This is a genomic window from Lewinella sp. JB7, assembly GCF_024297185.1.
Lineage (GTDB): Bacteria > Bacteroidota > Bacteroidia > Chitinophagales > Saprospiraceae > Neolewinella.
Genome location: NZ_JANCTD010000004.1, coordinates 413495 through 438684, shown reverse-complemented (window position 1 = coordinate 438684; position 25190 = coordinate 413495). Strand labels below are relative to the sequence as shown.

Genomic DNA, 25190 nt, shown 5'->3' with positions numbered 1-25190 from the left:
TTGGGATCGCTCACTGCGTTCGCTGGTGGTCGCTCGCGGGCTTGCGGGTGGTGATTTAGTCACGCTCACTGCGTTCGCTGGTGGTCGCTCGCGGGGCTCGCGGGTGGTAATTTGGGATCGCTCCCGGTGGTCGCTGGTAGTCGCTCGTGGTTAGCTGAAGTACTTTAGTCGGCGGATTTCTTCTTCGGAGAGGTAGCGGTAGAACCCGCGGGGGAGGTTCTTTTTGGTGAGGCCGGCCAGGTAGGTGCGATCGAGTTTTTCGACGGTGTATCCGAAGTGCTCGAAGGCGCGGCGGACGATGCGGTTGCGACCGTTGTGGATCTGGAGGGTGACCTTACGGGGGTCGTCTTCGTTCGTGTAGCGGGCCCAGTCGGGGAGGAAGGGGCCGTCGTCGAGGTCGTAGCCGGCCTTCATTTGGGCGAGGTCGGCGGGACTGAAGGGTTTATCCAGGGTGGCTTCGTAAATCTTGGAGGTTTCGAAGCGGGGATGGGTGAGCCGGGTAGTGACGTCACCGTCGTTGGTGATGAGAAGCAGACCGGTGGTGTCGCGGTCGAGGCGGCCGACGGGAAAGAGGCGGAGGCCACGGAGGCCGGGCTCGTCCAGCAGGTCCATGACGGTGGTGCGGTCGTGCTCGTCGTTGGTGGTGGTGATGACGTTGCGGGGTTTATTCAGCAGAATATAGACAAACCGTTCGGAGGGGGCTACCACCTTTCCGTCGTACTCGACCACGTCTCCTTCCTGGATCTGGTAGGCGGGGTTGTCGAGCACGCTGCCGTTGACCTTGACCTTGCCGGCCTTTACCATATCGCCCGCCGTGCGGCGACTCGCTACGCCGGAGTGAGCGATGTACTTGTTCAGGCGCATGCCGATCAGTTCGGCGGGTTCGCGGTCCAGTCCGGGCGGGTTACTGGAGTTGCGGGCCTGGGAGCGTTGGAAGCGGCGCGGTTGTTTCATGGCGGGGCGATTGAGCAGGGTAGGACGGGCAAAGGTAAGGCCCCCGCAAGCTGTAGACTCCCGCGAACCCCGCCCCCCTGCCGACGTTGTGAAGGCATGTTCCATACCATGAATACTTCCCAGGATCTCGACGCCGCGCTGCAGGCTTCGCAGGAAAAGCCCATCGTGATCTTCAAGCACAGCAACAGTTGCCCCTTCAGCGCCCGCGCCCAGGTGCAGATCGCGAACGCCAAGCACGATATCGACATCTACGGAATCGTGATCCAGTACGCGAAGGACCTGTCGGAGGAAATCGCCGAACGACTGGACGTGAAGCACGCCAGCCCCCAGGCGATCGTCGTGCACCGCGGAGAGGCCGTCGATCACTACTGGCGCTCCGATATACAGGAGGACAGCCTGAAGGAACAAGTCCGCAAGCTCGGCGAACAGGCGTGATCGCGGAATCGGAACTCATCCTGCGGCCCGACGGCTCCCTGTATCACCTGCACCTGCTGCCGGGACAAGTAGCGGAAACCATCATCACCGTCGGCGACCCCGAACGGGTGCAGCAAGTTAGCCGGCGGTTCGATCGGGTGGAGCTCCGGGTGGAAGCCCGGGAGTTCGTCACCCACACCGGCGAGTTGAACGGTAAGCGCCTGACGGTCATCTCGACCGGCATCGGTACCGATAACGTCGACATCGTCATCAACGAACTCGATGCCCTCTTCAACATCGATCTGCATCGGCGGGAGATCAAGGAGGAACTTATCTCCCTCGACTTTCTGCGGCTCGGCACCAGTGGGGCCTTTCAACACGATTTGCCCCTCGACAGCTTCGTACTGTCGCGGGCCGCGCTTGCTGCGGACGGACTATTACCCTTTTACCTGAGCACCGGGGAGCCCGACCCCCTGGCCATCACGCTGATTGATCACCTGGACGAACAGCGGGTGCGCCTGCCGGTAGCCCCACTCATCGTGCGCCCCGAACTACCCGACTTCCTGTCACAACCGGCCGCCCGCTCGCTGACCGGGGGCATTACCCTGACGGCCGCCGGATTTTATGCTCCCCAGGGACGCAGTCTGCGCCTACCCGCGGGCATGAATCCGGCCATTCTCGATGCGTTGCGGCAGTTCCACGCGGATGATCTGCGCATCACCAATATCGAAATGGAAACGTCCGGAATTTACGGCCTGACGCACTTGCTGGGGCACCGGGCGGCTTCCCTGTCCGCACTACTCGCCAACCGGGCTCTGGGGACTTTCAGCCGGCAGCCGGGCAATACCGTGGAGGCACTGATCGATCTCGGCCTGGAACTCGCAACCGCTCCTGCGGGGTAGGGGGCGGGGACGCGGGAGCCGGCAAAATTCGGTTCAAGCAAGCTAAAAAACGGGGGAAACTTTGTAACTATCCAAAGTTTCCCCCGTTCTTTGCGGCGTGATAGAAGAAATCAACCACAACCGGCAGGTTCTCGACAAGGCGGGTGCCATGTTTCGGAGCATCGGCATACGCAGCGTGAGTATGGATGATATCGCCCGTGAGATGGGCATCTCCAAGAAAACGCTCTACCAGATGGTGGACAATAAGGAGGACCTGATCCAGCTGGTTCTCGAGGAGGATACCCGCCGGGACATTCAGGTGCTGCGCCGGCACACCGACGAAGCGGCCGATGCCATCGACGAACTGCTGCGGAACAGCCGCTACTTCATCCGGCAGATGCGGAAGGTGTCGCCGACCACCCTCCACGACCTGCGCAAGTACTACCCCGAACTGTTTCATTCGATGATTATGGCCCACCAACGCGAGTTCCTGCGGAGCGTGGCGACTAATCTCGAGCGGGGCATGGAAGAAGGGCTCTACCGGGCCGACATCGACGCCGAGGTGATCGCCAACCTCTACGTGGGCATGACCATGATGGTGGTGGACCGCGGAGTATTTCCGGCGCAGGAGCGTCCGCTCTCGGACATCATCCGTCAGCACAGCAGCTACCACTTCAACGGCATCGTCAATCAGTTCGGGCGCGACCGGCTGGACCAATACCTGAAGCAAGAAGATCTCCCCTAAGGCCAGGCATATGAAATTCTTCCCCCCCACCGTATTTCTGCTGTTCGTTAGTCTGGGACTGTCCGCCCAGGAGGAAGTCCCGCAAACGCAGGTCTATACCCTCCAGAACGCGGTCGACTACGCCTTCCTCAATTCCAATACCATCCGCAATGCCCGGGTGGATATCCTGGATGCGGAACAGAACGTGCGTGAGCGACTGAGCACGGGGCTTCCGCAAATCAATGGTTCGCTGGACTTTCTACACTACCTCAAGGTACCGGTGCTTCCCCTGCCCGAAGCCTTCGCCCAGGGCGATCCGAACGCCCCCACCTCCATCGCCTTCCAGCTCAAGAACAGTTTCACCAGCGGCATCAGCATCGGGAGCATGCTCTTCGACGGCTCGTACTTTGTCGGACTGCGGGCCGCCCGCGCCAGCCGCGACTACTTCAACCTCCAGTTGGAGGATGCCCAACGACAGGTCCGTACCCAGGTTACCCGCAGCTACCTACCCGTACTGCTCCTGTCGACCAACCTGGAGATCGTGGACCGCAACATCGACAATCTCGAAAAGCTGCTGCGGGAAACCCAGGCCCAGTACGACGCCGGCTTCGTGGAGCAACTCGACGTGGATCGCCTGCGCCTGAGCCTTAACAACCTGCGGAGCAGCCGCAACGACGTGGAGCAGCAGCGGGAAAATGCCCTGCGCTCGCTGAAATTCCTCCTGAACTTTCCCGAGGAGGAAGAATTGCGGGTGGCCGATGACCTGGAACAGCTGGAGCTCGAGGTCGATGCCGCCGCGCTCACCGCCGACGTTCCCTACCAGCAACGGAGCGAAATCCGTTTGTTAGACCAGACCATCGCTCTTCAAGACCTTAATATAGAGTTGCAGAAGGCGGCCTTTCTGCCCCGGCTGGATGCCTCGGCGGCCGCCCAGTACCAGTACCAGGGTAATAATCTTTCGGACGGCTTCTGGGCGCCTACGGTCGTGGTGGGCGTGTCGGCGGTGATCCCCATTTACGACTTCGGCGGGCGCAGCGCCCGCCTGCAGCGCGCGCGCCTCGACAAAGAGAAGGTGGTCAACCAGCGCGACGACGTAGCCCGGGGCATCGCCCTGGAGGTACGCAATGCCCGCGGCACCTTCAACACGGCCCGTCAACGCATGCAGGTGACCAAGGAAAACCTGGAACTGGCGCAGTCAATCTACGAAACCACCCAGATCAAGTACCGGGAGGGGGTCGGCAGCAGTGTCGAAACCGTCCAGGCCGAGCAACAACTCTACGAGGCACAGGCCAACTACCTGAATGCCCTCTACGATACCCTCGTCGCTAAGGAAGATCTCTATCTCGCCCTCGGGCGGTAGGACGACGCACCCGGTGCCGTCCACCCCACAAGCCTTTCAATGATCGTCATGAGAAATCTATTTGCCGCATTGCTCCTTGCCGTAACCCTTGGCTCCTGCGGCCCCGCCCCCGAAGAAAAGGAGCCGGAAACCGCCGCGGAGATCCAGGAAGCCCTGCGCACGCGCCGCGCCGAACTGCGGGAACTCACGAAGGAAGTGGAGAACCTGGAGCAGCGGCTGGCGGAGGTCGATCCCTCCTTTGCCCCCAACGCCACGCTGGTCGCCTACGAAACGGTGGCCCCGAGCAGCTTTACCAACTTCGCCGAAGTGCAGGCGACGGTGCGGGCCTCCGAAAGTGCCGTGGCCAGTCCGGAGATCCCCGGGCGGATCCTGCGCATGAACTTCGAGGAGGGCGACCCCATCCGCAAGGGACAGCTCGTCGCCACCCTGGACGTGGAGGGCACCGAAACCCAGCGCGCCGAGCTCGAAACCGCCGCCAGCCTGGCAAAGACCATCTACGAACGGCAACAGAAACTGTGGGAGCAGAATATCGGCTCCGAAATTCAGTACCTGCAGGCAAAGAATAACTACGAGCGGCTGCAACAGCAACTGAAGAGCATCGACGTACAGGCCAGCAAACGCAACGTCTACGCCCCCCTCAGCGGCACCGTGGACCAGGTGATGATGCGGACCGGAGAAAGTGCCATGCCCGGCGCGCCGATCCTCTCGATCATCAGCACCAATGATCTGGACGTCGTGGCCGACGCCCCCGAGGATCTGCTGACGAAAGTGCGGTTGCGGCAGCAGGTGCGCGTGCGGGTGCCGGCCCTGGACCTGGAGTTCGAAGCTCCGGTGAGCCGCATCGGCCGCACCGTGGACCCCGCTAACCGGACCTTCGAGATCGAAGTGGACGTGCCGCGACAGTACGTCAATCAGCTGAAGGCGAATCTGCTGGCCGAGGTGGAGGTGCTCGACTTCGCCGCCGAGGATCTGATCGTCGTGAGCCAGGACCAGATCCAGCAGGACGTCGACGGACAGCGCTACGTCTTTACGGCCGAAGAGGTCGACGGAGAAACGGTGGCCCGTAAGACCTACGTACGTACCGGCCGCAGCTACAACAACCGGGCCGTCGTCGAAAGCGGGCTCACCGCCGGCGCCCGCATCATCACGAGCGGTAGTCGCGGACTCACCGACGGCCAGCCGATCTCCCTGAGCCAGTCGCCGGTGCAGACCGGCACCACCGCCAATCCGACCACCAATGGCTAATCAGCAGAAACGGACCTTCGGGCTCACCAACCTTGCCGTCGACAACGGCACCAGCGTATTCCTGCTGGCCATTATGATCCTGATCTTCGGTCTGTACGCCTACGACCAGGTGCCCAAGGAGCAATTTCCGGAAGTTGAGCTCCCGCAGGTGTACATCAATACACCCTACTTCGGTAACTCGGCGGCGGACATCGAAAGTCTCGTGACCCGCCCCCTGGAGAAGGAACTGCAGGGCGTCGACGGGGTGAAGGTGATCCGGTCGACCAGCATCCAGGACTTCAGCGTGATCACCGTAGAGTTCAATTCCGACGAGGACTTCGACGATGCCCTCCGGCGGGTGAAGGATGCCGTGGACATTGCCAAGGCCGAACTGCCTACCGACCTCGATACGGATCCCACGGTGCTGGAGATCAACCTGTCGAAGTTCCCCATCGTAACCATCAATATGAGCGGCGATTTTCCGCCGGAGGAGCTGCGACGCTACGCTGAGCTTATGGAGGACGAGCTGGAGAACGTCGACGGCGTAAGTGCCGTGAACCTGAAGGGTATCCAGGAGCGGGAGATCGAGATTGCCGTGGACGTCCGCAAGATGGAGAGCCTGCAGATCAGCTTTCAGGACATCGAGAACGCCATCTCGGCCGAGAACCTGACGCTCTCCGGCGGGGAGATCGTCAACAACGGCGTGCGCCGGGCCATCCGGGTAGTGGGGGAGTTCGGGGATGCCGAGGAACTGGCTGGTACGATCGTCAAGAACGAGAACCAGCGCCTGGTGTACCTGCGCGACATCGCCGACGTGACCTTCGGCTACGAGGATCCCAAGAGCATCGCCCGGGCCGACGGCCTGCCGGTGATCAGCCTGGACGTCATCAAGCGCTCCGGGGAAAACCTCCTGAGTACCTCCGACGGAGTGAACGCGACGGTGGCCGCGGTCCAGCAACGGCTGCCGGACGATCTGAGCATCACTTACTTCAACGATCAGTCGGACAACACCCGCAGCGAGGTAGACAACCTGGAGAACAGCATCATCTCCGGGGTCATCCTGGTCGTGGTTGTACTCCTGTTCTTCCTGGGGCTGCGGAACGCGCTCTTCGTGGGCATCGCGATTCCGCTATCGATGCTCATGGGCATCCTGTGGATCTGGCTGACGGGCGTGACGCTCAACATCGTCGTGCTGTTCGCCCTCATTCTCGCCCTGGGCCTGCTGGTCGATAACGGCATCGTGATCGTGGAGAACGTGTACCGCTACATGCAGCTGGGGGAGGTATCCGACCGGGCGGCGAAGTTCGGGGCGGGGGAAGTGGCCTGGCCCATCATCGCCTCCACGGCAACCACCCTGGCCGCCTTCATGCCCCTGGCCATCTGGCCGGGGATCGTGGGGGAGTTCATGAAGTATTTTCCGATTACGCTGATCCTGGTCTTGTTGTCGTCGCTGATCGTGGCGCTGATCATCAATCCGGTGCTGGCGAGCCGCTTCATGCAAGTGGATAAACGTGCCGTGACTCCCGCCGGCCGCCGGCGCAAGGTGAGGACCACCCTCCTGACGGCCGCCGTCATGGTGGTCATTGGGCTGATCGGGCTATTGGTGGGAGCCAACTGGCTTTTCAACCTCATGCTCGTCGCGACGGTGGTCACGCTGGTTTACTTTTTCCTGTTACGGCCGGCGTCGTTCGTGTTTCAGGACCGTTTCCTGCCCTGGCTCGAACGGAAGTACGACCGCTTCATCGGCTTCGCCCTGCGCTTCAGCAAGTCGATGATCTTCGGGACCGTCGGCCTGCTGGTGCTGTCCCTCTTTCTCACCGCCCTCTTCCCGCCGCAGATCGAATTCTTCCCCTCGGCCGATCCACTTTACGTGAACGCCTTCGTGGAACTGCCCCTGGGCTCCGATATTGGCGCCACCGACGAGGTCACCCGGGTCGTGGAAACGCGCATCCTCGACCTGTTGGAACCCTACGACGACATCGTGGAGGCGGTACTGACGCAAATCGGCGAGAACACCTCCGACCCGAACACCCCGCCCGAGCCCGGCTTTACGCCGAACAAGGCCCGCATCACCGTCAGCTTCGTCCCCTACCGGGAGCGGGGCGGAGTGAGCACGCGGGACATCATGGAGGAGATCCGACTAGCCGTACGCGGACTGCCCGGCGTGAAGGTAAGCGTGGATCAGAACGCGAACGGTCCGGCTACCGGCAAGCCCATCAATCTGGAGATCAGCGGGGAGGACATCGACCGCCTCGTCACGCTGGGCGACGACGTGATCAACTACATCAATCAGCAGGGCATCCCCGGCATCGAGCAGCTTAGCGCCGACATCAAACTCGGCAAGCCGGAACTCCTCGTAAAGGTGAACCGGGAGGCGGCGCGGCGCTACGGCCTGTCCACTTTCCAGATCGCCTCGGCCCTGCGCACCTCCGTTTACGGAAAGGAAATCAGCAAGTACAAGCTCGGGGAAGACGAGTACCCGATCTTCATCCGCCTGCAGGAGCGGGACCGCAACCGGGTGGAGAACCTACTCAGTCAGCGCATCACCTTCCGCGATCCCGCTACCGGGCGCATCACCCAGGTCCCCATCAGTACGGTGGCCTCCGTGGATTACTCCTCGACCTACAGCTCCATTAAGCGGAAAGATCTGGACCGCGTAGTCACCATCAGCTCCAACCTGCTGGAGGGTTACGTAGCCAACGACATCATTCCCGAGATCGACGCCGCGCTGCAGGCCTACGACCTCCCGCAGGGATTCAGTTACGAGTTTACCGGCGAGCAGCAGCAGCAACAGGAGGACGTGGGCTTCCTCCTCGGAGCGTTCGTCTTCGCGCTCTTCCTGATCTTCATCATCATCGTGGCGCAGTTCAACAGCATCAGCTCTCCGTTCATCATCCTCACTTCGGTGATCCTGTCGACCATCGGGGTCTTACTGGGCTACTTTTTCTTCGGCGGCACCTTCTCAGTGGTCTTCACCGGGGTAGGCATCATCTCCCTGGCCGGGGTGGTAGTCAACAACGCCATCGTACTGATCGACTACACCACGCTGCTGATGAAGGAGAAGGTCGATGAGCAGGGGCTGGATAAGATCTCGGAACTGGAGTTGAGCGACATCCGGGCCGCCATCATCGAGGGCGGAGCCACGCGTCTGCGGCCGGTACTTCTGACGGCCATTACGACCGTACTGGGACTGATTCCGCTGGCCGTAGGCTTCAACTTCGACTTTTTCAGCTTCATCGCCAACTGGGATGGCCGGCTTTTCATCGGAGGAGATAATACGGCTATCTGGGGCCCGATGGCCTGGACGGTCATCTATGGTCTGGTCTTCGCGACCTTCCTGACCCTGGTGGTCGTGCCGGTGATGATCTGGTTAATGTACAAATCGCGGCGGGGTATCCGACGGTTCGCCGGTCGGTTCCGCCACGAGGAGGCCGATGCCGAAGTGCTCGAAGTGGAAACTACTTAACTTGCCACCGTGCGTATCCTGGCCATCGACTACGGAATCAAGAAGTGCGGCGTAGCCGCCACCGACCCCCTGCAGCTCATTGCGAGCGGGCTGGAAACCGTACCGACCGGTAAGCTGTTGGACTGGCTGGATGAATATCTGCAACGGGAAGAAGTCAGCGATCTGGTGATCGGGGAGTCCCGCGCGCTGGACGGCGTGGCCAATCCCATTCAGACCGAGATCGTCGGCTTCGAACGCAAATTTCGTCGCCGGTATCCCGGCATCACGCTTCACCGCCAGGATGAGTTCTATACCAGCCGGCGCGCCCGGGAAAGTATGCTCGCCATGGGGATGAAGAAGAAACGCCGCCGCGACAAAACGGAAGTCGACCGGATTGCCGCCGCGCTTATTTTACAGGACTTTTTGGAAGAAAGAAGGTAAACTTGCGGTTTTCCGCCCGTGAACCTGGGGTAAATTAGACTACATGATCCTACCGATCTACGCGTACGGCCAGCCCGTACTGAAGAAAGTGGCCCAGCCCATCACTCCGGACTATCCGGAACTGGCCCAGCTCATTTCCGACATGTGGGAAACCATGGAGGAGGCGAACGGCGTCGGCCTGGCGGCCCCCCAAATCGGCCGCAGCATCCGACTGTTCGTGATCGACAGCCGGCCCATGCAGGAGGAGGGGAAGGAAGATCTGGGCATCCGGCAGGTATTCATCAACGCCGAGATCCTGGAGGAAGCGGGAGAAGACTGGAGCTACGGCGAAGGTTGCCTCAGCATTCCCGACATCACCGGCGACGTCGACCGGCCCGAGGAGGTCACCATCCGTTTTCAGGACGAGAACTTCGTTACCCATACCCGCACCTTCAACGGCATGAACGCCCGGGTCGTCCAGCACGAATACGATCACATCGAGGGCATCCTGTTTACCGAGATGCTCAAGCCCCTGAAGAAACGACTCGTCAAGCGGAAGCTCGAAAAGATCAAGAAGGGGGATATCGATCTGAAGTACCGGATGAAGTTCGTGAGAGGGTAGGGTGGTATCGCTCGCGGGCTCGCTGGTGGTCGCCCTTGGCGGATGGTCGTATTTGCTGGTGATGTGGTGGGACGATTACTTCCGCCCGAAATCCGCCGGAATCTCGCCCCATACTTCGGTCTTCCACTTATAGATGGGGTTGGTGATCTTATTATCGCGCAGCCACTGTTCTCCCCGGTCGATGAGGTCGTAGAGCTCCGCGGTTTTGGCGTTGCGCGGGAGCGTGGTCTTGCACTTTCCCTTCCTGACCCAGCCCATGGCGATCTTGGAGTCTGTGTAGATCGGTAGGTCGGGTTGCTGTTGTTTCTGGAGGAATGCCAGCGCGTGCACGAGGGCCAGGAACTCGCCGATGTTATTGGTGCCGAGGGGGAAGGCGCGGTGAAAGATCTGTCGTTTGCCGGAGGTGGTCACGCCCTGGTATTCCATGCGGCCGGGGTTGCCGGAGCAGGCCGCATCCACGCTGATGCTCTTACCGATGATGGTATCCGTGGTCGGGAAGTTGCCGGGGCGGGGCCGCGGGCGCGATGTTTTTCCGGAAGGAGCCACGAGGGCCTGGTTGAGGTAGCTGGCGAATCCCTTCCTGAAGGCCGCTTCGGCCTGTCCGCGGTCGGGAAAGGATTTATACTTTGCACCTTTGTAGCCGTCGATCTGTTGCTTGGCCGTCGGCCAGTCGGTATACACCCCCGGCACATGTCCCATCCAGACGACGTAAAATTTCTGCTTAGCCATAGCCGCGAAGGTAATTCCCAGTAGCCAGCCCCGAATGTTCATCGACACCCACGCCCATCTCTACAGCGATAAGTTTACCGCGGATCGCCCCGCCATGATGCAGCGCGCCCGCGACGCAGGCGTGGAAAGGGTCCTGCTGCCGGCCATCGACCGGAGTACCCACGAACAAATGCTGAGCCTGGAGCGGGACTATCCGGACTACTGCCACGCGATGATCGGTCTGCACCCGGTGAGCGTAGGCGCCGACGTGGAGGAAGAACTGGCCGAGGTGGAGGCCCGTCTGTCACAAAGGAAGTGGGTGGCCATCGGCGAGATCGGCATGGACCTGTACTGGGATAAAACTTACCGTCGGCAGCAGGAGGAGGCCTTCGTACGTCAGTGCGGCTGGGCGATCGATTATGACCTGCCCATCAGCATTCACGCCCGGGAGTCGATAGACGAGCTCCTGGAGCTGATCGGTGAAATCGGTGACCAACGGCTACGCGGCGTATTTCACTGCTTCACCGGCGGTGAGGAACAGGCCGCCCGGGCGCTGGACTACGGTTTTTACCTGGGTATCGGGGGGGTAGCGACCTTTAAGAACGGGGGGCTGGAGCCGGTTATTCGGGCGGCACCGAAAGATCGAATCGTTTTAGAAACCGACGCGCCATATCTTGCACCCACTCCGTACCGGGGTAAACGGAACGAATCGGCCTTTCTACCGCACGTTGCGAAAAAAATTTCCGCCCTGTGGGAATTGCCGGTCGGGGAAGTGGGAAGGATCACCTCCGCGAACGCGCGGCAACTGTTTGAACTTGACCGCTTTGCGGAAAATGCCTTAGCTTGAGGTGATCAAGATGACGTCGAAGGGCTACTGCTTATTTTATGGGGGGCCGATAAAAATTTTGTTTTGTTGAACGTTTTTACAATTTTTGCGTCTATGCCCGCGCCCCTGGCCACCCGGTCGGCGCTGCCCGCTTCTTGATGAAGAAGCGGTATATTGACAAGAATATTTTGGAGAAGTGCTCGAGTGGCTTCAGCGGTACGCCTGGAACTCTGAGGAGGAACGACGATCAGCCGTAGGCTAACGCGTCTATATGGTAACCCCCCCACACACACTGCACTTCTTTCGGCTTTCACCAACGGGTGACGGCCATTATTGACAAGAATTTCATTTTGGAGAAGTGCTCGAGTGGTTGAAGAGGTACGCCTGGAAAGCGTATATACGGTAACCCCGTATCGAGGGTTCGAATCCCTTCTTCTCCGCAGTACCTTACACCATAATGCGTAGGGTCATCATCTTATTATCACGCAAACAATTTCGTCAACCTCAAATACGGCTATGCGACATCTATTTAAACCACTGGCGGTTCTTTCGCTGGTAGCCTTTTCCGCAGCGGACCTGGCAGCTCAAGAATCCGAAGGTTTTCAGGTTCTGAAGAAGAACTTCATCGACGGTGACTGGCGGTTCATGGCGATCGTACTGATCTGTCTGATCCTCGGTCTGGCGTTCTGTATCGAGCGGATCATCACCCTCAACCTGGCCTCCACCAACACCGACAAGCTTCTCTCCCGCATCGGCGAGCGCCTCGAAGCGGGTGACGTAGAGGGTGCCAAAGAAGTCGCGAAGTCTACCCCCGGCCCCACCGCCAGCGTCCTTTACGAGGGTCTACGCCACAGCGCCGAAGGTCCTGACGCCGTCGAGAAAGCCATCGTGAGCTACGGATCGGTACAGATGGGCCTGCTCGAGCGCGGTCTGGTCTGGATCTCGCTCTTCATCGCCATTGCTCCGATGCTTGGCTTCATGGGTACGGTAATCGGTATGATCCAGGCCTTTAACCGGATCGAGACGGTCGGTGACCTGAGCCCCGCGGTTGTAGCCGGTGGTATTAAGGTGGCCCTGTTGACCACGGTATTCGGTCTGGTCGTCGCCATTATTCTGCAGATCCTGTACAACTACATCGTCAACAAGATCGACGGTATCGTTAACAAAATGGAGGATGCATCTATCGCGCTGGTAGACATCATGGCCACCAACAATACCTTCACCCGTCCCCGGCTCTAATCGGTCGCTCGCAAAATCCAATCAATTATGTATTCATTTTTGAACAAGTACGGCCAGGCCCTGGCCTTCGGGATTGGAGTGCTGATCACCGTTATCTTCCTGGCCGCGATCTTCTCGGCCGACGCCAACACCCGGGAACTGCTGCTGCAGAACGACAAAACCCCCGAAACGTACGAAACCGGCATCTTTAACTTCGGTATCTACATTTCCCTCCTACTGACCGGATTGGCTTTCGTGGTCGCGCTGATCTTCGGCGTGGCCCAGATGGCCAGCAACCCCAAAGGCTCGCTGAAGGGGATCGCCGGTCTGATCGGACTCGCCCTCATCCTTTTCATCGGCTACTCGATGGCCAGTGGTGAGGCTACCGATCCCGAGATCGTAAACGCCATCAACAAATTCGAAACTTCGCAGGAAGCCACCATTACGTCCGGCAACCTGAAGTTCATCAGTGGGGCCATCCTCACCGCGCTCATCATGCTCGGCCTGGCCTTCCTGACGCTCGTTGTTTTCGGCATTCGCGGTATCTTCAAGTAACCTTTACAAAACGATACGACCATGGCTAAGACCAAAACGAGAGACCGGATGAACAATGAGATCAATGCAGGATCCATGGCGGACATCGCCTTCCTGCTGCTGATCTTCTTCCTGGTCACGACCACTATCGCCGAAGACAAGGGTATCCTCGTGAAGTTGCCACCCTGGTCCGACGAAGAGCCTGACATTACCCGACTGAAGGAACGGAACGTATTCTCCGTACTTGTTAATGCGCAAAACCAGCTGCTCGTCCGCGAGGAGCCGGCCCGGATTGGCGAACTGCGTGAGCGGGCCAAGGAATTCATCATGAATCCCACCAAGCGTCCCGACCTGGCCGAAGGGCCCCGCAACGCCATCATCTCGCTCAAGAACGACCGCGGTACCGACTACGATACCTACCTGGCCGTATACAACGAGTTGAAGGGTGCCTACGATGATCTCTGGGACGAGCTGTCACAACGCCGTTACGGGCAGCCCTACTCCGAAGAGATGCCCTTTGCCCAGCGTAAGGCGATCCGCGACGAAATCCCCATGGTACTTTCGGAAGCGGAACCCACCAACTTCGGTGAGGAGCAGTAAGGAAAAGACGAAGGGGCCGGATCAGCGTACAACTGTCCGGCCCTCTCTTTCCTGACCCGCTGCCCACCAATTTTTCCTCCGGGGTCATCTGACCTTCAGCCACGAATTCAAAATTTATAGCTCCTATGTCCAAGTTTAGCAAGAAGCGCGGCAAAGCATCCCCCGCCATCTCGACCGCCTCGCTGCCGGATATCATCTTCATGTTGCTCTTCTTCTTCATGATGGTGACCGTACTTCGGGACTCCGACCTCAAACTGCAGGTCAATACCCCCGAAGCCACCCAGCTCACGAAACTCGACGAGAAGTCCCTCGTTAACTACATCTACATCGGCCGGCCTACCCAGCAGTACCAGTCGGTCTACGGCACCTCCCCCCGCATCCAGCTGGGCGACAAGATCTCCACGGTCGACGACATCCCCCTGTTCCTCGAACAGCACAAGGTGAAGCTCCCCGAAGCCAAGCGCTCCCGGATCACCTCCTCCCTGCGCGTCGACGGCGAAGTCACCATGGGCATCGTTCAGGACGTCAAGACCAAGCTCCGCAAGAGCAACCAGCTCAAGATCAACTACTCCGCCGGTAAGCGGACGGGTAATCTCGATTAGGTCAACCCAGCTATACTCCCATGAGTAGTTGAAAAGCCGCTTCCCCGGATGGGGGAGCGGCTTTTTTGTGTTGGGTAATCATCGTTACCGCTATAATGGCAAGGAGCTGAACGAGTAGCTGGGCTTGTACGATTACGGGGCAAGGTGGTATGATCCGGCCATAGCGAGGTGGAATGTAGTTGACCCGAATGCTGAGAAGTATACTTGGATCAATCCATATAATTACGTCTACAACAATCCGGTTAATGGATTCGACCCTGATGGAAGAGATGGCATCCTCATTGTCTTCCCGAACTACAGGGTGGATACGTAATCTCGACTAGGACGACAACCTCTTGGGCATGCTGGAGTACTTTTGATTGACAATGAGACAGGAGGAACTCGTTATTACGAGTATGGTGGGTACGCTACAAGTGATAGCACAAAAGGGAGAGTTAGAAACTACAGTATTCCTGATGTCAAGCTCGGTAAGGACGGCAAACCCACTCAACGATCTCTTAATGGGGTCATGAGAGCTATATCTAAGCGGTCAGGACAGGGAGGTGATATCGAAGGAGCGTACATTGAGAACGATAATTATCAGGCCATGCTAGATTATGCTGAATCCAAGTTGGGCGAAAGCAATCCCGGTCCCAACTATGACCAAGGTCGAGAATCATACGATTTATTTTCTAATAACTGTGCTACATTCGGTTGCGATGTGCTGAATGCTGACCCGGAGGTAAATGATGCCTCTCCATTTACAATCAATATTGCACCTAATGCGGTAAAGAACCGCTATCAAGATTACTTTGATCGGGTTACCTACGATTCTGAGACTGGGCCCACTTCATACCATGTTAGAAAAAGCGAAATACAAAAATTTCTGGATCTCTTTCGCGACAAAGATGATGGTGATGAACAGTAAAACTTCATTTTGGGTAAAAGTTGTAATAACCTGCGTGGCTATCTCTTGTGCTTTCATATGGTTGTTAACTCCTGTTCCATGCGAACCATTCAAGCGTCCGAGTGGAGTGCCCATATCAGCATATTGGTCGGGTGGATGTGATGGGGGCAACTGGGTCGAATACGTATCATCTAATCCAGGCAGATATCATAGATTTAGGGTATATCGAGATTACGATGGACATCTTGAATTAGACGCAAATTTTAGTTCAAAGAATTGCCCGCAGATGATGCCCTTTGAGGAAGTATTATATATAAATGGAGATATAATTGTAATAGACGAAACTGGGAGCCAATGTATCCTGAAGTATTTCAGATCAATGTTGATCGCTGAGTGAGGAGTACAGTTAGTACTCTCGCCCAATGAGTAGCGCCACGCCGTGGCGACGCTTTTTGCGGCGGTATGGACGTGGCGCGAGTGTTGGGCGGTTGACACCTTTACAGTGAATAGTGAAAGGGTGAGCAAAAGGAGCCAGATCATCAGTTATCCAAGGCTGAGGCGCTCCGCGCCGACCCCGCACCGCTCGCCCCCAGATCGGCCCGAAGAGGCCTCATCCTTAATCAAAAAATGCCCATCCCGGAAGCACCGGAATGGGCATTTGCATGGCTCCCGCGGACCCGCCGCTAAAGCCCGTTCGAACTAGCGGGCGGATCCGGGCGTCGACATCGCGTCCGGGTTGAGGACGGCCTCGTCGGCGCGGACCTGCGGACGGTTGCGCATGTAGAAGTACAGGCCCCCGAAGAGCACGATGAGAATGATCGGAAACCACATCATGGTGGACAGGGTAGCCTGACCCGCAATGATGTCGGCCTCGGCACCGGTAGCTCCCGCCACTTCGGCGGTCGCCTTGGCGTCGTCGAGCCAGCCGCCGATGATGGGGTTCCAGATGACGAGGGCGAACATACCGGCACCGCCGACGAGCGACATGCCGAGCGCGCCCGTCTGGGGAATGTATTCGCCCACGAAGCCGATCATGGTGGGCCAGAAGTAGCAGATACCCAGGGCGAAAACGATCGCTCCGAAGTACACCGCCCCGCCGGTGAGCGTACTGAGCAGGTAAATACCGATGGTCGACAGCACGGCACTGATGAGCAGTACGCCGGTCGGGTTGAGGTTGTGCACGATGGGACCGGCGAAGAACCGTCCGACGGCCATCAGACCCGTGACGAGCGCCAGTACGATCATGGGACTGGCACCGCTGGCCCCCAGGATCTTCTCTACCCACTGCGTCGTGCTGAATTCGGTGGTAGCGGTCAGCGTCATGCAGACCACGATGAACAGGAAGAGGGGCGTAGCGAGGCTGCGGATGTTCTCCCGGGTGTCGTTGCTAATTGAATTGGCCTTCGGAAACTCCTGGCCGTAGATCAGGACGGCGTAGATGATCGTGGGGATGAACATGGTCGCGATGAGTCCCTGCCACCCGAGCGCGTCGCCGAAGAAGCGGGCAACGAGGGAGCCGATGACGATACCGCCGGGAAACCACACGTGGAAGCGGTTGAGCATCTGTGTTTTCTTCTCGGGGTACATATCCGCCACCATGGGGTTACAGGCAGCCTCTACGGCGCCGTTGGCGAAGCCGATGAAGAAAGTCGAAATGATCAGTCCCCAGAATCCGCTCAGCGGCCCGATGTCGCCGGCGTAGATGGTGAGGACGAGCCCCAGTAAGTGACAGACGAAGGCCGTCCAGAGCATCTTGCGGGGGCCGATCTCGTTGTACAGCAGTCCGCCGATGATCATGGCGATGGGGAAGCCCAGGAAAGCCATACTGTTCACCCAACCGAGTTGGGGGCCGGTGAGCGCGAAGGTGTTGCCGAGTTCGGTGAGGATGCCGGCGCGGATGGCGAAGGTCATGGACGTGACCACGAGGGAAACGCAGGCGGCAAGGAATAAACGGTCGCGGTTCGCGGGGATACCGGCGGCAGTCCCGGCGGTCGGTGAATCAACAAGCATGATCTAAACTATTTGGTGCAGTGATGTAAAGTTATTTCGAGCTGAGCTCGCGGATGCGGATGTTGCGGAACCAGACGGGGTCTCCGTGGTCCTGCAAACTGATCTTGCCCGAGGTGGACGAACCGAAGGTGGGGTAGTCCTTGAATTTCGAGTCGGCGATCATGGCCTTCCAGGGCTCGCCCTTACCGGTGTAGGTCACGATCCGTTCGCCGTTCTGCCAGTGCTCGACGTAGCCATCCTTCACCACGAGGCGGATGGAGTTCCATTCGCCAGCCGGCTTCACGTTTTCGGGCTCGCCGGTGATCATATCGTAGAGGTCGCCGGCCCGGTGGGTGACGATCTTGGCATCGGGGTGGCAGGAGTTGTCCAGGATCTGCATTTCCGGACCGCTGAGCCAGGGATAGGGCAGGGTGTCGTGCTCGATCACGTTGTAGATGAGGCCGCTGTTGCCGCACTCGCCGATTTTCCAGTCAAGTTCCAGTTCGTAGTTGGCGTAGCTTTCGTTGGTGACAAGGTCGCCACCGCCTACAACGCCGTGCTCGCCCTTATTGCTGGTATCGAGGTAGAGCGCGCCCTCGTCGTCCACCTTCCAGGCGGCGCCCGGGGCATCCTCGCCGTAGGTGTGCCAGTTGTCGGCGATGTCGCCCTCCATGAGGTCGGTCCACTCGCCGTTGCCCTCGATCATCGGTTCTCCGGCGGAGGTCATGACTTCTTCCGGGGTGGGCATATCTTCGGCCCGGGTCGCCTCGTTACCTCCGCAGGAATAGAGCAGGAAGGGGAGGGCGACGACGGTCAAATAACTGTACTGCATGGGTGGTAATTTTACTGTGGTAAGGTAAGGCGTGCCCGGCAATATGTGAAACCCCGGTTGCCGCTACCCCCGCATGACCCGCCGGTAGGCGGCGTCGAGCTCGCGGGCCGACTGCTCCGCCCGGTAGTGTTCGGTGATGTAGGCGCGGCCGGCCGGCCCCAGTCTTTCCCGCAGTTCCCGATCCTCCGCCAGCCGGGTGATGGCTCCGACCAGGGCGTCCTCATCGCGGGCCGATACGATCAGGGCCGTTTCCCCGTCGATGCCCAGTCCCCGGTTGCCCCCAATGTCGGTCATGATGGTGGGCCGGGCCAGGAACATACTTTCCAGCAAGACCTTGCTCAGGCCTTCCCCCTTCACGCTGGGCAGCAGGCTGATGTCGGCCCCGGCCAGTATGGACAGGGCATCTTCCCGGAACCCGGTAAAGGTGTAGTCCTCCTCGTCGTGGTACGGACTATCGGCCAGGTCGACCCGCAGTTCGGTCGTCTCCAGCCCCCGGCCGACGAAGAGGAAGTGGATCGGCAGTTCGGCCGGCATACGCCGGATGGCGGTACCGAGGTAGTCCATGCCCTTCATCCGGCGGGCATTGGCCAGAATGATGATCACGAGTTTATCCGCCGGGATGCCGAAGGCCTGGTGCAGGTCCATGGGTTCCACGGCGGCGTACCAGGCCGGGTCGTGCCCCTTGCCCACCACTACGGTCTTGCGGGCGTCGAAAAACAACTGCTCGTCGAAGCTGTCCTTGACCGCCTGGCTCACGCAGGTGATCATGTCCACCCGCGGGTGCAGATGCTGGAAGTAGGCCCCCGGGTCCCACCAGTGGATGTTCCCGGTATACCCCCGGTAAGTGACCACCTTCCCCGGCCACCCCTTCGCGGCGGCCACCCCGGCGGCAATGGCCTTGTTGTTAAAGAGGTGGAGGATATTGTACTCGCCCCGCCGCAGTTCTTCCCGGATCCGGTCGCGGTCGGCGCGCCCGAACTTCGATTCCGGATGCCAGTCGATGATCCTCACGCCGGCGGCTTCCAGTTCGTCGAGGTAGCTGGACCCCTCGCGGCGGGTCATGAGGGTGATGCGATACCCGTAGTGGCGAGAGAGTTCGACGAACCAGCGCCCTTCCGGACGAACGGCGTTCAGGCTGTCGCGGTAATCGGAAATGAGGAGAAGCGAATAGGACATGGCCGCTAAGGTATTACGGACTCAGTCGATCAGGCTCTCCCCGTTCGCATCCGTCGTGAGCACCTCGCTGAAGTAATCGAAAAAGGGCCGCAGCGCCAGCAGCGTGTGGGTGGCTTCGTCAAGAAAGCCGGGCGACAGTACCTCCGCTTCGTTAAAGTGGCGGGCGGCGTAAAACTGCTTGTAGCGCAGCAGGTCGATGTTCGGGTGGTCCCGGGGGAAGCCCTGGGGAGCCGTCTTCAGTTGCTCGCCCCGCAGGGTGCCGAAGGTGGTGCCGAAGTCCTTGGCTTCCACGATCTCCCGCATCGGACCCGCGTCCCCGCCCAGCTCCTGCCGGATGCGTTGCAGATCGTCGCGCTCGATGCCGTAAAAGCCGCCACCGACCATGCTTTCTCCGGGGGAGAAGGAAAAGTAGTACCCGCCCCGCCGCTGCCGCCCGTCGCGGGTGTAGCTGCCGGCGATGTTGGTCTTAAAGGGCCGCTTGTCCTTACTAAAGCGTACGTCGCGGTAGATCCGGAAGAGTGATTTCTTCCCGTTTTCCGTACTGATCACGTCGGTCTCCCGCAAGCGCTCCAGTAAGGCGTCCGAAAACTCGGCTACGTTTGCCCGCGCCGCCTCGTACTCCCCCCGGTGTTCGGCGAACCAGTCGCGGTCGTTGTTCTCCGCCAGCTGCCGCAAAAACTCAAACGTCGAGGATTTAATCTGAATCATTCGCCAAAGGTACCCCCTTCACTCCTTCCCCCCTTCACTCCCTCACTCCCCCCGTATCTTCGCCCCATGCAATCCTTCCGCCGACTTCTCGGCTACCTGGGCAACTACCGCGGCCTCGTGGCGCTGGCCATCGCGTGTAATATTCTGACGGCCGTATTCACCGTCGTGTCCATCCCCATCTTTCAGCCGTTCTTCAATCTGCTGTTCGAGCAGACGGAGCCCGTCACCACCGCGCCGGCCTCCATCGACTCCCTGGCCGATCTCGAGCAGTACGGCGGGTACCTGGTCACCGAGTGGATCACCGAGCGGGGACGCGAACAGGCCCTGCTGTACGTGTGCGCGCTGATCTTGCTGTCCTTCCTGCTCAAGAACCTGTTCCGCTACCTCGCCCTCTTCTTCATGTCGCCGGTCCGCAACGGCGTGATCCGCGACCTGCGCAATGAGCTGTACACTCACCTGCTCCATCTGCCGCTGGGTTACTTCACCGAGGAGCGCAAGGGCAGTTTGCTCAGCCGCATCACCGCCGACGTGCAGGAGGTCGAGAGCAGTATTCTCAATGTACTGGAGGCCATCTTCCGGGAGCCCTTCATCATCATCGGCTCGCTCGCCTTCATGATCATCGTGAGTCCTTCGCTGACGCTCTTCGTTTTCGGGCTCATGATCTTCACCGGTGTCGTGATCGGCGGCATCGGCAAGCGACTGAAGCGGAGCAGCGGCGAGGTGCAGGAAACGCTCGGGGAGATCGTAAGCCGTACCGAGGAGAGTCTCGGCGGACTGCGCATCATCAAGAGTTTCGGGGCGGAAGACCACCAGGCCCGGCGCTTCGCCGAACTTAACGACCGCTACCGCCACCGGCTCATCCGCCTGCTCTGGCGACGGGATCTGTCGAGCCCCCTCACCGAATTCCTGGGCATCGCTACGGTGGCCCTGTTGCTGCTCTACGGTTCGCGGGAGGTATTCGCGGGCACCATGGAGGCGGGCACCTTCATCGCCTTCATCTTCGCTTTTTACATGGTGATCGACCCGGCTAAGAACTTTTCCAAGGCCTGGTACAACGTACAAAAGGGCCTCGGCGCCCTGGAGCGGGTGGAAGCCGTGCTCGACGTACAGAACCCGCTTCTTACGCCGGTTGCGGGCGGGGCCGCGGGTGCCGTGCATTCCCGGGAAAAGCCAACATCGGGCATTAAATTTCACGACGTCGGATTCTCCTACACCCCCGACGGAACGCCCGTGCTGCAGCACCTCGATCTGGAGATCCCGACGGGGAAGGTCCTGGCGCTGGCCGGGGCCAGCGGCGGCGGCAAGAGTACGATCGCCGACCTGCTGCCGCGCTTCTACGACCCTACGTCGGGGTACATCACCCTGGACGGCCGCGACCTGCGCGATTTCCCCCTGGAGGAACTGCGAAGCCGCTTTGGCATCGTCAGCCAGGAGGCCATCCTCTTCAATGACACCATCTACGACAATATCGTCTTCGGCATGCGGGACGTCACTCCCGCACAGGTGGAGGAAGCCGCCCGGGTTGCCAATGCCCACGACTTCATCGTCGCTACGCCGGAGGGTTACCGGACCAACATCGGCGATCGGGGCAACAAACTCAGCGGCGGCCAGCGGCAACGACTCACCATCGCCCGGGCCGTCTTGCGCGATCCGGATATCCTGATCCTCGACGAGGCCACCTCCGCCCTCGACAGCGAGTCCGAACGGTTGGTGCAGGAAGCCCTGCAGCGACTAATGCAGGGGCGTACGGCCCTGGTCATCGCCCACCGCCTCTCCACCATTCAGAACGCCGACGAGATCGTCGTACTGGACCGCGGACGCGTCATCGAGCGGGGAACCCACGGGGAGCTGCTGGAACGCGGCGGTGCCTACCGAAAATTGGTGGAGCTGCAGGAAGTATAAAAAAGGCAGGCCGCCCGAAGACAGCCTGCCGGTATAAAAATAGGGATGACTTCCTTCTTTAGCGGTGGATCACGATCTGGTGGTTGACGTCGCGATCACCGTCGGTGAGTCGGAGCAGGTACATTCCGTCGGTCAGATTAAGGGCCTGCAGGTCGAGACGCAGGGAGCCGGCTTCCGCATCCGCGATACGGTCGAGGACGATGCGGCCGGTTTGGTCCACCAGTACAACCCGGGTATCGCCCGTGAAGCCTTCCCAGTCCACCTTGATCTCACTGGAGGCCGGATTGGGGTAGACGATGGACTCGGCAAGCTCCTTGTCCGCCAGGCGGGAATTCACGGGAAGGGTGCCCGGAGGATCCATCACGATCGGCTCACTGTCTTCGTCGTCCGCGGTGCGGATCGATACCCGACCGAAGACCAGAACGGGGGCATCGTGACTGGAGAAGTCGATGCCGCGGAGGTTGTCGTACACGACGTCGTCGTTGGAATTATCGATGATGATGATCCGCAGTTTATCGAAGGGGAAGCCGCTGCTGTTCTTCTCACCGTCTTCTCCACTGACGATGAACCGGTAGTCACCCGTGCCCTTCACCTGGCCGGAGCCCGTGAAGCGGAATCGGTGACCGTCGACGCTCAGCGTTTCAAAGCGGGTGGCGGAGAAGTAGAACTCGTAGGGGTTCAGGAAAAAGTCGAAGTGCCCCGTCGGCTTATACTTTCCATCCTCATACTCCACCTTGAACCCGAAATTGGCGATGCCGGGCATGGGATCGTAGAGGTAAGCCTTCCCGGGCGACAGCAACCAGCCACCGCCCACTACGGCGCCGGCGTTCGGATCGTACACCACGATATCCCGGCCGGACTGCTCCGTAACGGAGTTGCCGCAGCCATCCGTAACCGTGATGTGAACGGTATAGGTACCCACCTGGAAGTAGCGGTGCTGGGCATCGCCCTTATTCAGCAGCTGCTTTACGCTCATCTTTTCGGTGACCCCGTCCCCCCAGTCAATGGTGGCGGTGTGGTCGTCGTGATCGTCGGCGTCGGTATACGTGACGAAGCCCTTGAGGATCTGTCCGATATACTGCGCCCGATCCGGCACGGTAATGTCTACGATCACCGGAGGAGCGCTCGCGCTCATGGGGACCTCGACGTTCATCAGGGTATCCGTACAGCCACCGGTATCATCATCACTGACCGACACCGTGTACATGCCGCCGGGTAGTCCGGTAAACGTGCCCGTCGTGTTCATATCGGCCAGCGGACCGTCGATGCTGTAGGTATAATTGGTGCCTGAGCCCGACGCGTAGGCCGTCAGGGTGCCGTCGTCCGCACCGGGACAGGTAACTCCGGTCGTTGCTACCGAGTCCAGGGTGATGGTGCAGACACCGCCGCCGCCGCCGCCGACCGCGATCGTAAAGGTCTGCTGCGGGATGCCGCCCACGTTCTGGTGGTGGTAGATGTCGTGGGCTTCCAGTTCGATCTGTACGGACCCCGCGTCTCCCGGTCCCGGTACGCCACTCAGTAGTGCCGTACCGTCGCCGTTATCGGTCAGGGTGAGCCAGGCGGGCAGGTTAATGCCGACGATCTCCAGGGCATCTCCGTAGGGGAGGTCGGCGTCGGTTGCCATGACGAGGTAAGAGTACAGCGCACCGACCGTCGCGGTAGTATCGGGCATGCTGGTGAACATCGGATTCGTATTCACCAAAATCGGGACTTCGTGGGGCGTGGATTCCCCGCTGCTGTCGACGGCGGTGAATACAATTACGGACAGTCCCCAGTCGGCCGCGCCGGGTGCCCAGGAGGCCACGGTGGAGGTCGGGTTGGCGGCCGGGGTCGGTAGGGCGGGGGAAAGCATACCGCCGAGGGCGGTAAAGTCCGTACCGGTGGATTTCTTTTTTGCCGCCGTGATGCTCACCAGGTCGGTGCTGTCGGCATCCGAGGCCTGGACGGTGAAGGAAAGGCTGTCACCCGGCGCGACGACGTTGAACACGCTCGACGGCGGGGTAGGCGGAACGTCGAAGATGGGGCGTTGGGAGACGACGATCGAGATGGCGGTGGCGGTCTGGTTACCCAGATCGTCCGTGGCGGTGACGTTGATGACGTTCGCTCCCTGATTGGCGGAGCCGGGCGTCCAGTTGAAGGTGCTCTGCACGGGGTTGCCGGAAGTCGGTAGTTGTGGCGTGAAGCTCGCGCCCGGTGGTACGCCGACCGCGTTCAGGGTGACCGTACTTCCCGGATCCGTATCGGAGGCCCGCACGGTGAAACTTACGGCCTCGCCGGGGCGTACGTTGAGCACGGTGTTATCGGCCGGCGTCACCGTATAGTCGAAGCCCGGAGGATTGGAGGGCTGCACCACGCGCACGAAAAAGTCGACGGCGGCGGCGGACTTCACGGCTCCGCTCGCGTCCAGATCTTCGACGATCACGGGAACGGAGTACAGGGCGTTTACTCCGGCACCGCTAATGTCTACGGTTACCTGCCCGGTCGCGGACACGGAGAGGGGGCTCAGGTCGATGCCGGAGGTTTCCCCGGAGCCGGCCAGGCGGTAGCGAATGGCGTCACCGTCCGGGTCCGTCGCCGGCAAATTGAAGGTGGCGGTAGCGCCCTGGGGCACGTTCACGATGGGATTGATGGAGGTTACCGGAGAATCGTTCCCGAGAAGGCCGGGCGACAGATCGACCAGACTGGTGACGTACCAGCCTCCGCTTGCGTTGACGATACCACCAATGCGACAACAGGAGGAATAGTAGGGACTATAGGCAGCCTGGGTTGGATAGGTGTGCGTAAGGGTGACTCGTCCGAAGAACCACCCGTCAACCTCGTCTACGGCAGTTACCGTCAGGTTGATAGGATCGGAGGTGCCATCACCGTAGATTAGGGCGTCCACGGTCACGACGGTGCCGATGGCCGGCGTCCCGCTGAAAAAGAAGCCCGTCCGCCAGGCTTGCTCGATCTGGAATTCCACCGTGGTGCCGGTCAGGTGCCGCCAACTCAGGGAGCCGTAGCGGAAATGCGTCGCCTGTAGGGAGAGGCTCGTGAGCAGGAGCGACAGGACCAACATGAGCGGTGCCCAGCGGGGGGTGAATCTCCGACCTTCGACTTGGGAAAATAGATTCGGGTAACGTGTACTATTCATTATTAGGGTATTATGGGTGAAAAAATAGAATG

Annotated in this window: 23 protein-coding genes and 1 tRNA gene; 17 read left to right on the top strand and 7 right to left on the bottom strand. The window is 59.9% G+C overall.

What is annotated here, in order from left to right:
* Positions 1-150 precede the first annotated feature (150 nt).
* The gene (locus NMA52_RS09960) at positions 151-954 is read right to left on the bottom strand and encodes a pseudouridine synthase (protein ID WP_254827515.1); all 804 of its coding nucleotides are present in this window, start codon (positions 952-954) and stop codon (positions 151-153) included.
* A 108-nt stretch (positions 955-1062) separates the two neighbouring features.
* Between NMA52_RS09960 and ytxJ the strand changes: the two genes are divergently transcribed.
* The 8 genes from ytxJ to def all read left to right on the top strand — a co-directional run bounded on the left by ytxJ (position 1063) and on the right by def (position 10044).
* Positions 1063-1389, top strand: coding sequence for a bacillithiol system redox-active protein YtxJ (gene ytxJ / locus NMA52_RS09955; RefSeq protein WP_254827514.1), 327 nt, complete (start codon positions 1063-1065; stop codon positions 1387-1389).
* The gene (locus NMA52_RS09950) at positions 1386-2270 is read left to right on the top strand and encodes a nucleoside phosphorylase (RefSeq protein ID WP_254827513.1); all 885 of its coding nucleotides are present in this window, start codon (positions 1386-1388) and stop codon (positions 2268-2270) included. Before ytxJ ends, NMA52_RS09950 begins: the two co-directional genes overlap by 4 nt.
* A 97-nt stretch (positions 2271-2367) precedes the next feature.
* Entirely contained in the window at positions 2368-2994 is a 627-nt protein-coding gene (locus NMA52_RS09945; protein WP_254827512.1) for a TetR family transcriptional regulator, read from the top strand.
* A 10-nt stretch (positions 2995-3004) separates the two neighbouring features.
* Positions 3005-4333 (top strand): TolC family protein, encoded by a 1329-nt coding sequence (locus NMA52_RS09940; protein WP_254827511.1) that lies wholly within the window; start codon positions 3005-3007, stop codon positions 4331-4333.
* A gap of 48 nt (positions 4334-4381) precedes the next feature.
* Positions 4382-5578: an efflux RND transporter periplasmic adaptor subunit gene (locus NMA52_RS09935; protein ID WP_254827510.1), complete on the top strand. Its 1197-nt coding sequence runs from the start codon at positions 4382-4384 to the stop codon at positions 5576-5578.
* On the top strand, positions 5571-9023 hold the full coding sequence (locus tag NMA52_RS09930) for an efflux RND transporter permease subunit (RefSeq protein WP_254827509.1): 3453 nt from the start codon (positions 5571-5573) through the stop codon (positions 9021-9023). Before NMA52_RS09935 ends, NMA52_RS09930 begins: the two co-directional genes overlap by 8 nt.
* Positions 9024-9032: 9 nt before the next feature.
* Complete coding sequence (gene ruvX, locus NMA52_RS09925; RefSeq protein ID WP_254827508.1) at positions 9033-9443, top strand: Holliday junction resolvase RuvX; 411 nt, start codon at positions 9033-9035, stop codon at positions 9441-9443.
* A 43-nt stretch (positions 9444-9486) separates the two neighbouring features.
* Positions 9487-10044 carry a peptide deformylase gene (def, locus tag NMA52_RS09920; RefSeq protein WP_254827507.1) on the top strand — a complete coding sequence of 186 codons (558 nt, stop codon included), beginning with the start codon at positions 9487-9489 and terminating at the stop codon, positions 10042-10044.
* Positions 10045-10119: 75 nt separating this feature from the next.
* Here def and NMA52_RS09915 read toward each other — a convergent pair whose 3' ends face one another.
* Positions 10120-10773, bottom strand: coding sequence for a viroplasmin family protein (locus NMA52_RS09915; RefSeq protein WP_254827506.1), 654 nt, complete (start codon positions 10771-10773; stop codon positions 10120-10122).
* Positions 10774-10807: 34 nt separating this feature from the next.
* Here NMA52_RS09915 and NMA52_RS09910 point away from each other — a divergent pair, with 34 nt between their 5' ends.
* The 8 genes from NMA52_RS09910 to NMA52_RS09880 all read left to right on the top strand — a co-directional run bounded on the left by NMA52_RS09910 (position 10808) and on the right by NMA52_RS09880 (position 15439).
* Positions 10808-11599 carry a TatD family hydrolase gene (locus NMA52_RS09910; RefSeq protein ID WP_254827505.1) on the top strand — a complete coding sequence of 264 codons (792 nt, stop codon included), beginning with the start codon at positions 10808-10810 and terminating at the stop codon, positions 11597-11599.
* A 331-nt stretch (positions 11600-11930) separates the two neighbouring features.
* Positions 11931-12018, top strand: a tRNA-Ser gene (locus tag NMA52_RS09905).
* Positions 12019-12094: 76 nt separating this feature from the next.
* Positions 12095-12817 (top strand): MotA/TolQ/ExbB proton channel family protein, encoded by a 723-nt coding sequence (locus tag NMA52_RS09900; RefSeq protein WP_254827504.1) that lies wholly within the window; start codon positions 12095-12097, stop codon positions 12815-12817.
* Between the two features lie 27 nt (positions 12818-12844).
* Entirely contained in the window at positions 12845-13351 is a 507-nt protein-coding gene (locus NMA52_RS09895; protein WP_254827503.1) for a hypothetical protein, read from the top strand.
* A gap of 21 nt (positions 13352-13372) precedes the next feature.
* Positions 13373-13930: a biopolymer transporter ExbD gene (locus tag NMA52_RS09890; protein WP_254827502.1), complete on the top strand. Its 558-nt coding sequence runs from the start codon at positions 13373-13375 to the stop codon at positions 13928-13930.
* Between the two features lie 125 nt (positions 13931-14055).
* Positions 14056-14532 (top strand): biopolymer transporter ExbD, encoded by a 477-nt coding sequence (locus NMA52_RS09885; protein ID WP_254827501.1) that lies wholly within the window; start codon positions 14056-14058, stop codon positions 14530-14532.
* Positions 14533-14656: 124 nt separating this feature from the next.
* On the top strand, positions 14657-14845 hold the full coding sequence (locus NMA52_RS19145; RefSeq protein ID WP_371930953.1) for an RHS repeat-associated core domain-containing protein: 189 nt from the start codon (positions 14657-14659) through the stop codon (positions 14843-14845).
* 195 nt (positions 14846-15040) lie between these two features.
* The gene (locus tag NMA52_RS09880; protein WP_254827500.1) at positions 15041-15439 is read left to right on the top strand and encodes a hypothetical protein; all 399 of its coding nucleotides are present in this window, start codon (positions 15041-15043) and stop codon (positions 15437-15439) included.
* Positions 15440-16117: 678 nt separating this feature from the next.
* On the opposite strand, the gene NMA52_RS09875 is transcribed toward NMA52_RS09880, so the two are convergent.
* The 4 genes from NMA52_RS09875 to NMA52_RS09860 all read right to left on the bottom strand — a co-directional run bounded on the left by NMA52_RS09875 (position 16118) and on the right by NMA52_RS09860 (position 20123).
* A complete protein-coding gene (locus NMA52_RS09875; RefSeq protein ID WP_254827499.1) occupies positions 16118-17428 on the bottom strand; it encodes a sugar MFS transporter in 1311 nt (436 codons plus the stop codon).
* 31 nt (positions 17429-17459) lie between these two features.
* Positions 17460-18239, bottom strand: coding sequence for a DUF1080 domain-containing protein (locus tag NMA52_RS09870; protein WP_254827498.1), 780 nt, complete (start codon positions 18237-18239; stop codon positions 17460-17462).
* Positions 18240-18302: 63 nt separating this feature from the next.
* Entirely contained in the window at positions 18303-19415 is a 1113-nt protein-coding gene (locus NMA52_RS09865; RefSeq protein WP_254827497.1) for a glycosyltransferase family 4 protein, read from the bottom strand.
* 21 nt (positions 19416-19436) lie between these two features.
* Positions 19437-20123: a DUF2461 domain-containing protein gene (locus NMA52_RS09860; protein ID WP_254827496.1), complete on the bottom strand. Its 687-nt coding sequence runs from the start codon at positions 20121-20123 to the stop codon at positions 19437-19439.
* A 66-nt stretch (positions 20124-20189) separates the two neighbouring features.
* On the opposite strand from NMA52_RS09860, the gene NMA52_RS09855 reads away from it, so the two are divergent.
* Positions 20190-22025: an ABC transporter ATP-binding protein gene (locus tag NMA52_RS09855; protein WP_254827495.1), complete on the top strand. Its 1836-nt coding sequence runs from the start codon at positions 20190-20192 to the stop codon at positions 22023-22025.
* Between the two features lie 58 nt (positions 22026-22083).
* Here the strand turns inward: NMA52_RS09855 and NMA52_RS09850 are convergent, their stop codons facing one another.
* The gene (locus NMA52_RS09850) at positions 22084-25158 is read right to left on the bottom strand and encodes a T9SS type A sorting domain-containing protein (protein ID WP_254827494.1); all 3075 of its coding nucleotides are present in this window, start codon (positions 25156-25158) and stop codon (positions 22084-22086) included.
* Positions 25159-25190: the final 32 nt, after the last annotated feature.

What these genes read in the sequence shown, in the direction of transcription:
- NMA52_RS09940 (WP_254827511.1), top strand. Translation starts at nt 3,005, where the DNA reads ATGAAATTCTTCCCCCCCACCGTATTTCTGCTGTTCGTTAGTCTGGGA.
- NMA52_RS09935 (WP_254827510.1), top strand. Translation starts at nt 4,382, where the DNA reads ATGAGAAATCTATTTGCCGCATTGCTCCTTGCCGTAACCCTTGGCTCC.
- def (WP_254827507.1), top strand. Translation starts at nt 9,487, where the DNA reads ATGATCCTACCGATCTACGCGTACGGCCAGCCCGTACTGAAGAAAGTG.
- NMA52_RS09860 (WP_254827496.1), bottom strand. Translation starts at nt 20,123, where the DNA reads ATGATTCAGATTAAATCCTCGACGTTTGAGTTTTTGCGGCAGCTGGCG.
- NMA52_RS09960 (WP_254827515.1), bottom strand. Translation starts at nt 954, where the DNA reads ATGAAACAACCGCGCCGCTTCCAACGCTCCCAGGCCCGCAACTCCAGT.
- NMA52_RS09895 (WP_254827503.1), top strand. Translation starts at nt 12,845, where the DNA reads ATGTATTCATTTTTGAACAAGTACGGCCAGGCCCTGGCCTTCGGGATT.
- NMA52_RS09930 (WP_254827509.1), top strand. Translation starts at nt 5,571, where the DNA reads ATGGCTAATCAGCAGAAACGGACCTTCGGGCTCACCAACCTTGCCGTC.
- NMA52_RS09855 (WP_254827495.1), top strand. Translation starts at nt 20,190, where the DNA reads ATGCAATCCTTCCGCCGACTTCTCGGCTACCTGGGCAACTACCGCGGC.
- NMA52_RS09890 (WP_254827502.1), top strand. Translation starts at nt 13,373, where the DNA reads ATGGCTAAGACCAAAACGAGAGACCGGATGAACAATGAGATCAATGCA.
- NMA52_RS09900 (WP_254827504.1), top strand. Translation starts at nt 12,095, where the DNA reads ATGCGACATCTATTTAAACCACTGGCGGTTCTTTCGCTGGTAGCCTTT.
- NMA52_RS09880 (WP_254827500.1), top strand. Translation starts at nt 15,041, where the DNA reads ATGAGAGCTATATCTAAGCGGTCAGGACAGGGAGGTGATATCGAAGGA.
- NMA52_RS09875 (WP_254827499.1), bottom strand. Translation starts at nt 17,428, where the DNA reads ATGCTTGTTGATTCACCGACCGCCGGGACTGCCGCCGGTATCCCCGCG.
- NMA52_RS09865 (WP_254827497.1), bottom strand. Translation starts at nt 19,415, where the DNA reads ATGTCCTATTCGCTTCTCCTCATTTCCGATTACCGCGACAGCCTGAAC.
- NMA52_RS09910 (WP_254827505.1), top strand. Translation starts at nt 10,808, where the DNA reads ATGTTCATCGACACCCACGCCCATCTCTACAGCGATAAGTTTACCGCG.
- NMA52_RS09870 (WP_254827498.1), bottom strand. Translation starts at nt 18,239, where the DNA reads ATGCAGTACAGTTATTTGACCGTCGTCGCCCTCCCCTTCCTGCTCTAT.
- NMA52_RS09885 (WP_254827501.1), top strand. Translation starts at nt 14,056, where the DNA reads ATGTCCAAGTTTAGCAAGAAGCGCGGCAAAGCATCCCCCGCCATCTCG.
- NMA52_RS09915 (WP_254827506.1), bottom strand. Translation starts at nt 10,773, where the DNA reads ATGGCTAAGCAGAAATTTTACGTCGTCTGGATGGGACATGTGCCGGGG.
- NMA52_RS09850 (WP_254827494.1), bottom strand. Translation starts at nt 25,158, where the DNA reads ATGAATAGTACACGTTACCCGAATCTATTTTCCCAAGTCGAAGGTCGG.
- ytxJ (WP_254827514.1), top strand. Translation starts at nt 1,063, where the DNA reads ATGAATACTTCCCAGGATCTCGACGCCGCGCTGCAGGCTTCGCAGGAA.